Origin of the sequence: Variovorax sp. CAN15, assembly GCF_030462475.1 — a bacterium.
In the GTDB taxonomy this organism is placed as follows: domain Bacteria; phylum Pseudomonadota; class Gammaproteobacteria; order Burkholderiales; family Burkholderiaceae_C; genus Variovorax.
This window is the reverse complement of the sequence record NZ_JASMRZ010000145.1, coordinates 1-6082: the sequence shown is the minus strand read 5'-3', so window position 1 is coordinate 6082 and position 6082 is coordinate 1. Positions and strand designations below refer to the sequence as shown.

The 6082-nt window shown below is 60.6% G+C and carries 5 protein-coding genes; 1 reads left to right on the top strand and 4 read right to left on the bottom strand.

Translation table 11 applies throughout. From position 1 onward, the window contains the following. A partial coding sequence (locus QMO14_RS32545; protein ID WP_301512233.1) for an alcohol dehydrogenase catalytic domain-containing protein occupies window positions 1–701 on the bottom strand: 701 nt, incomplete at its 3' end. A 253-nt stretch (window positions 702–954) separates the two neighbouring features. Here QMO14_RS32545 and QMO14_RS32540 point away from each other — a divergent pair. Beyond that, complete coding sequence (locus QMO14_RS32540) at window positions 955–2253, top strand: NRAMP family divalent metal transporter (protein WP_301512232.1); 1299 nt, start codon at window positions 955–957, stop codon at window positions 2251–2253. 668 nt (window positions 2254–2921) lie between these two features. Here the strand turns inward: QMO14_RS32540 and QMO14_RS32535 are convergent. The 3 genes from QMO14_RS32535 to QMO14_RS32525 all read right to left on the bottom strand — a co-directional run. Further along, window positions 2922–3170: a GlsB/YeaQ/YmgE family stress response membrane protein gene (locus QMO14_RS32535; RefSeq protein WP_301512230.1), complete on the bottom strand. Its 249-nt coding sequence runs from the start codon at window positions 3168–3170 to the stop codon at window positions 2922–2924. A gap of 52 nt (window positions 3171–3222) precedes the next feature. Beyond that, the gene (locus tag QMO14_RS32530) at window positions 3223–3750 is read right to left on the bottom strand and encodes a DUF4142 domain-containing protein (protein ID WP_301512229.1); all 528 of its coding nucleotides are present in this window, start codon (window positions 3748–3750) and stop codon (window positions 3223–3225) included. Between the two features lie 137 nt (window positions 3751–3887). Next, the coding region (locus QMO14_RS32525; protein ID WP_301512227.1) for an error-prone DNA polymerase at window positions 3888–6082 on the bottom strand (2195 nt) is incomplete at its 5' end.

The window sequence follows — 6082 nt, the reverse complement described above, 5'->3', positions numbered from 1 at the left end:
GGCCTGGTGACGCTGATGGGCCTCATCAGCAAGCACGGCATCCTGATCGTCGAGGTGGCCAACCGCCTGCAGAAGCAGGGCCTGAGCAAGCTCGCCGCCATCAGGCCGACCGGCCCCGCGCCGAAGATGGCCACCGTCGAGCCCGGTCCCAACTCTCCGTTCACAGCAGCCTGGTAGCCGGTGGGCAGTATGTCCGACAGGAACAGCACCTGCTCGTCGGCCAGCCCCGGCGGAATCACGAGCGGGCCCACGTTTGCCTTGGGCACTCGCACGAACTCCGCCTGCCCGCCCGGATAGCCGCCGTACAGGTGCGAGTAGCCGAACAGTCCCGCACCGGAGCGCACGTTCTTTTTGTTGAGGATGGCGCCGCGCCCGGGGTTTGTCGTCTCGCAGGCAGCGAACAAGGTCTTGTTGCAGAAGAAGCACTGACCGCATGCAATGGTGAAAGGCACGACCACGCGGTCGCCTTTCTTCAGGCGCGTGACTCCCTTCCCTGTTTCCTCCACGATGCCCATGAACTCGTGGCCCAGGATGTCGCCGGACTCCATGTCCGGGATCTTGCCGCGGAAGATGTGGAGGTCGGAGCCGCAGATTGCCGTCGCGGTCACGCGAAGCAGCACATCGTCGTCCTGCTCGAGCACCGGGTCGGGTACGGTCTCCACGCTTACGTTCTTCGACGACTGGTAGGTAAGAGCTCTCATGATGAAAACGTCCCTGTAAAGATGGTCAAGCAAGCAGGTTGCGGGCCGAAGCAATCGCTGTTCAGGCAAAGCAGCAACGGAAATTAGGGGGTGCCTGTTTTCATTTTTGTAGGAATAAACGCACTTGATCTGCACGTGCGAGCCGGGCCTTAGGCCTACCCACAACTGCGCCATTGGCGCATGACAGCCAAGACTGCACGCGACAGAGTTGCCACGGGTTCCGCAGGCCAACAACATACAGCCGGAGCGCGTCATGTCAGACTTGCCTGATTCAAAATCTCTCGGCGAAAGTTCCCGCGGCAAAATGCGCTGGTTCGCCAAGCTGGGACCAGGCCTTATCACCGGTGCCGCCGACGACGATCCAAGCGGTATCGCAACCTACTCGCAAGCAGGCGCCCAGTTCGGCTACACCGTTGGCTGGACGTTGCTTTTGACCTATCCATTGATGGTCGGCATCCAGCTTGCAAGCGCGCGCATTGGCCGCGTCAGTGGACGGGGTCTGACGGAGGCATTTACTCGCCTATGGCCTGCGCCCGTGGTGTGGCTGCTGATTGCATCACTGCTTGTAGCGAACGTCATCAACCTGGGCGCTGACCTGAACGCGATGGGAGATGTGACGGCACTGGTGATTGGTGGGCCGAAAGTTGCCTATGCCGTCTTCTTCGGGATACTGTCGCTCGGGCTGCAAATTTGGCTGCCCTATGAACGCTATGTGCGTGTGCTGAAGTGGCTCACCTTGTCGCTGCTCGCCTACGTTGCTGTTGCGTTTGCTGCGCACGTCGATTGGCTCGAAGCGCTCAAGGGCGCGTTGTGGCCGCGCTTCCAGTGGAACAAGGAATTCGTGACGACGGTGGTGGCAATTCTGGGCACCACCATCAGCCCATACTTGTTCTTCTGGCAAGCCTCCCAGGAAGTGGAGGAAATCCGGCGGGTACCGGAAGACCAAGCCCTCAAGCGAGCGCCCCATCAGGCACCTGCGCAATTGGGAAGACTGAAGACCGACACGTGGATCGGCATGGGATTCTCCAACGCCGTCGCGTTTTTCATGATCCTCGCTACTGCGGCCACGCTGCATGCCCATGGGCAGACCCAGATCGAGACAACATCGCAGGCCGCCGAGGCGCTCAAGCCCATCGCAGGAAATGCCGCGTTCGTGCTGTTCGGCCTCGGCGTCGTTGGCACGGGGATGCTCGCACTGCCCGTGCTGGCCGGCTCGGCCGCCTACGCGCTGGCCAGCATGCTCGGCGTGCGCAAGGGGCTGGACCGCCCGGCGGCTGGCGCACCGGCCTTCTATGGAATTCTTGCTGCGGCAATGCTGCTCGGACTGGCCATCGGTGTGTCGGGCATCAACCCGATGAAAGCGTTGGTGTACGCCGCGGTGATCAATGCCGTGAGCTCGGTGCCAATCATGGCTGGGGTAATGCTCGCTGGATCGAGCCCGAAGGTCATGGGGGACTTGGTCATCCCTTTCAAATGGAAAATCGTCGGCTGGGCGGCCACTGGTGTGATGGGCGCTGCTGCAATGGCGATGCTTGCCACGATTTGGCTGTAATTCTTCCGCAAGATTCTTGGCCAGAACGCGGTGCTTGCCTACGTGCGACGAGCGATAAGGAGTCATGTTTCACTCTTCTGCCTCATAGGAGAAAGCCATGACCCAGCGACGAAGCGTTCATTCACCCGGCAGCCCTGCAAAAACACCACAGCCCACCAAAGGGGCAAATCCAGACGGCCGCACCCCAGTGGAGTTGCCTAGCGATCCGGCAACGACAAAGGCCGGCGGCGTCGCACCAGTCAAACGGACTCCGAAGTAAAGACAGTTGACCTATCGCTCCGACCTCAGAGGACAACGCGATCACAACCCTCAAAAATTCACATGGCCCTTCCCGATGCCCTCAAATGGAACCGCGAATACTACTCAACCGCATAGGCCGGGTGACGAAGCACTGCTTGGGCTGGGTAAACGTTGATTCAAATTTAGCGGCTAAATTTTCAGTCACGAGGTATAGGCTTGCGAGAGCGGCGCTCAAGGTAACGCTCCCACACATACAAACCCGGCAAGGCGACCAAGTGCATCAGTGCAAGTACGAGAGCGGCTGAAAACATGCAAACCGCGAGCAGAGGACCTGCCGCAATCCCGAGAATGATCTTGAACATCGTTACTGACCAGCCTGCCTCCGTTTCAGGAGCTTGGGGGAGTGCATAGCGCCTGCTTCCGTAGGGTCAAGTGCGCTTCGCAATAAGGCCGTATAGGGCCAGCACGATCACGGCGCCGATGACCGACGCGAGAAAACCTGCAGTCGTACCCGCTGTGTACCAACCCATGGCTTGCCCCGCGTAAGTTGCGACGAGGGAGCCCACGATTCCCAGCAGCGTCGTCCAGATGATCCCTAGTGATTGACGTCCTGGTAAGACCGCGCGGGCGACCAGCCCTGCCAGGAAACCGATGATGATTGTCCAAATGACCGACATAGATGTTCTCCCCAAAAGGCAGCGACGGCCGCTGCCAGACCACTTTGACTAGTTATTTGCTTGCGGTCTTGCTAGCCAGATCCTTAGCGTGCTGCAGATGGCTCTGCACCACCGGCAACATCTTGGTTGCTAGCGCTTTCAGATCCGAGTCCTTGGCGTCAGCCTGCGTTTTCTTGAGGAGTTTTTCTGTTGCCTCGTGATCGCCGACACCCGCTTGCTTAACGTAGCGACTGTCGAACAGTCCTCCGGACAGCGTCTTGAATTCGACCATCACTGCTTTGTGCTTCGCATCCGGACCGTCGGGCAGATCCACTCCTTTGGCCGATGCCAAGGTCTTTACGTCGGCAAGACCTTTCGAATGATCCTCGACCATCATCTGGGCAAATTTTTTAACTTCGGCATTGCCGGACTTGTCGACCGCCAGCTTTCCGCTCTCGACTTCTGCGATGTTGGCCTGCGCGATGTCCTTAAGCAGCGATTCGTCAGCGGATGCGAGCTTGCCCGCGCCATGGGATGGCAGGCCCAAAAACATCAAGGCCGAGACTGCCGCGGTCGCGACGAAGCGAGAAGTATTGGTCATGGGAGTGCTTCTTCATAGAGTTTGTATGGGCGCAGACTGGCATGCGCCGGCTTGCGAAACTGTAGGAATGGGCGACTTCTCTCCGCCAGTGCGCCAACGCGTTGTACGTGCTGCCAAGCGCCAAAAAAAGGCACGCTCTAACGGAAATCTCTGCTACTGACGCGCAGACCTTGCAGCAGACTCGTGTGGTCGGTCAACTGGCTTGCAACGAGCGACTGAACCCCCTTCTCCGACTGCCAAATTCCATCGACCGTAAGAAGCATTGACCCGCGCAGCGCTCGACGCTGCTCTTCCGCGATTGATGGCCAGACGATGATGTTCGTCGTACCTGTTTCATCCTCGAGTGTTGCAAAAATTACTCCGCTGGCAGTGCTTGGCTGCTGTCTGTGGGTAACGATGCCGCATGCGCGGACTTTTTGACGATCCTCGGCTACCGTTCGCAAGCTGTCCGAAGTCCATACGCCGAGAGCTGCGAGTTGTTCGCGCAGCAATGCGAGGGGATGCCGGCGCAGTGTGAGACCCATCGTCGCGTAATCGTCGAAGATTTCAGCGCCCTCTTCCGGGCTGGCGAACTCGACGGGATCTTCGAAAGTCCTAGCCTCTCGAAGCATTTCCGTGGGTCGCGTGTCCACCCCCGCGGCCGCCCATACCGCATCGGGTCTGTGTCCCGCCACGGAAAGCAACGCGTCAGCGCCAGCAAGGCATTTCAGGTCGTGCCCGTCGAGCTGAGCCCGCCGCGTCAGATCCTCGACGCTGGCAAAGGGCACGGCCCCGCGCGCTGCGACGATACGCTCAGCTGCGGCCGCGCGCATGCCGCCGATGCGCGAGAAACCCAAGCGCACCGCGCGCAGCTGCTCGCGATAGCGCGTGTCCCAGCGCGAGGACGGGTTCGCGGTCTTCGCGTGCTCTTCGAGCGTGCTGTCCCAAGCACTCACCTGCACGTCGATCGGTCGAATGACAACGCCGTGCTCGCGCCCATCGCGCACGAGCTGGGCCGGCGCGTAGAAGCCCATCGGTTGGCTGTTGAGCAGCGCCGCCAAGAACGCGTCCGGATGGTGTCGTTTCAGCCAGCAGCTGACGTACACCAGCAGCGCAAAGCTGGCTGCGTGACTTTCGGGGAAGCCATAGCTGCCGAATCCTTCGATTTGCTTCGCAATCCGGTCGGCGAACTCCTGTGTGTAGCCCTTGGCCAGCATGCGCTGAACGAGCTTCTGCTGATGCGGCTCGAGGCCGCCGCGCTTGCGCCAGGCGCCCATTGCGCGGCGCAGCTGGTCCGCTTCTCCGGGCGTGAAGTCGGCTGCGGCCATTGCGATTTGCATTACCTGTTCTTGAAAGAGCGGAATACCCAGCGTGCGTTCGGTCGCGGCGCGAATTTCTTCGCTGGGATATTCGATCGCTTCTTCGCCAGCTCGCCGGCGCAGATACGGGTGGACCATGCCGCCCTGTATCGGTCCCGGCCGGACGATCGCCACCTGAATGACCAGGTCGTAGAAGCAGACCGGTTTCAACCGCGGGAGCATGGTCATTTGCGCCCGGCTTTCGATCTGAAAGACGCCCACCGTGTCGGCGCGCTGGATCATCTGATACGTCAGTGCGTCCTCGGCGGGCACGTCCTGCATGCGCATCGGGCCGCCGCCGCGTTTTTCCCCAACGAGGTCCAGCGCGCGATGAATCGCCGTCAACATGCCCAGGGCAAGGCAGTCCACCTTCAGCAGGCCCAGCACGTCGAGGTCGTCCTTGTCCCACTGGATGATGCTTCGGTCCTCCATCGCCGCGTTTTCCACAGGCACGAGGCGGCTGAGCTTGTCGCGCGCGATCACGAAGCCGCCTGTGTGCTGGCTCAGGTGCCGCGGAAAGCCGCGCACCTCATCCGCGAGATCTATCCACTTCGCGACGAGCGGCCGTGTGCGGTCCAGGCCGTTTTCTGCGAGACACGCATCGCTGATCCATTCTTCATCTGTGCCAAAGGCAGACTTGGCCAGCTGCTCGGCAACTTCCAGCGGGAATCCCAAGGCCTTCCCGACGTCGCGCAGCGCAGACTTCGAGCGGTATGTGGTGACCACGCCCGTGAGCGCTGCTCGATCACGCCCGTACTTTCTGTAGATGTACTGCATGACTTCTTCGCGCCTCTGGTGCTCGAAATCGATGTCGATGTCGGGAGGCTCCTTTCGCTCTTCACTTACGAAGCGCTCGAACAGGACGTTCATGCGTGCGGGGTCTACTTCGGTGACGCCCAGGCAATAGCAGACGGCAGAGTTCGCGGCCGAGCCGCGTCCTTGGCAGAGGATGTTGCGCGACCGCGCGAAGCGGACGATGTCCTCTACGGTCAGGA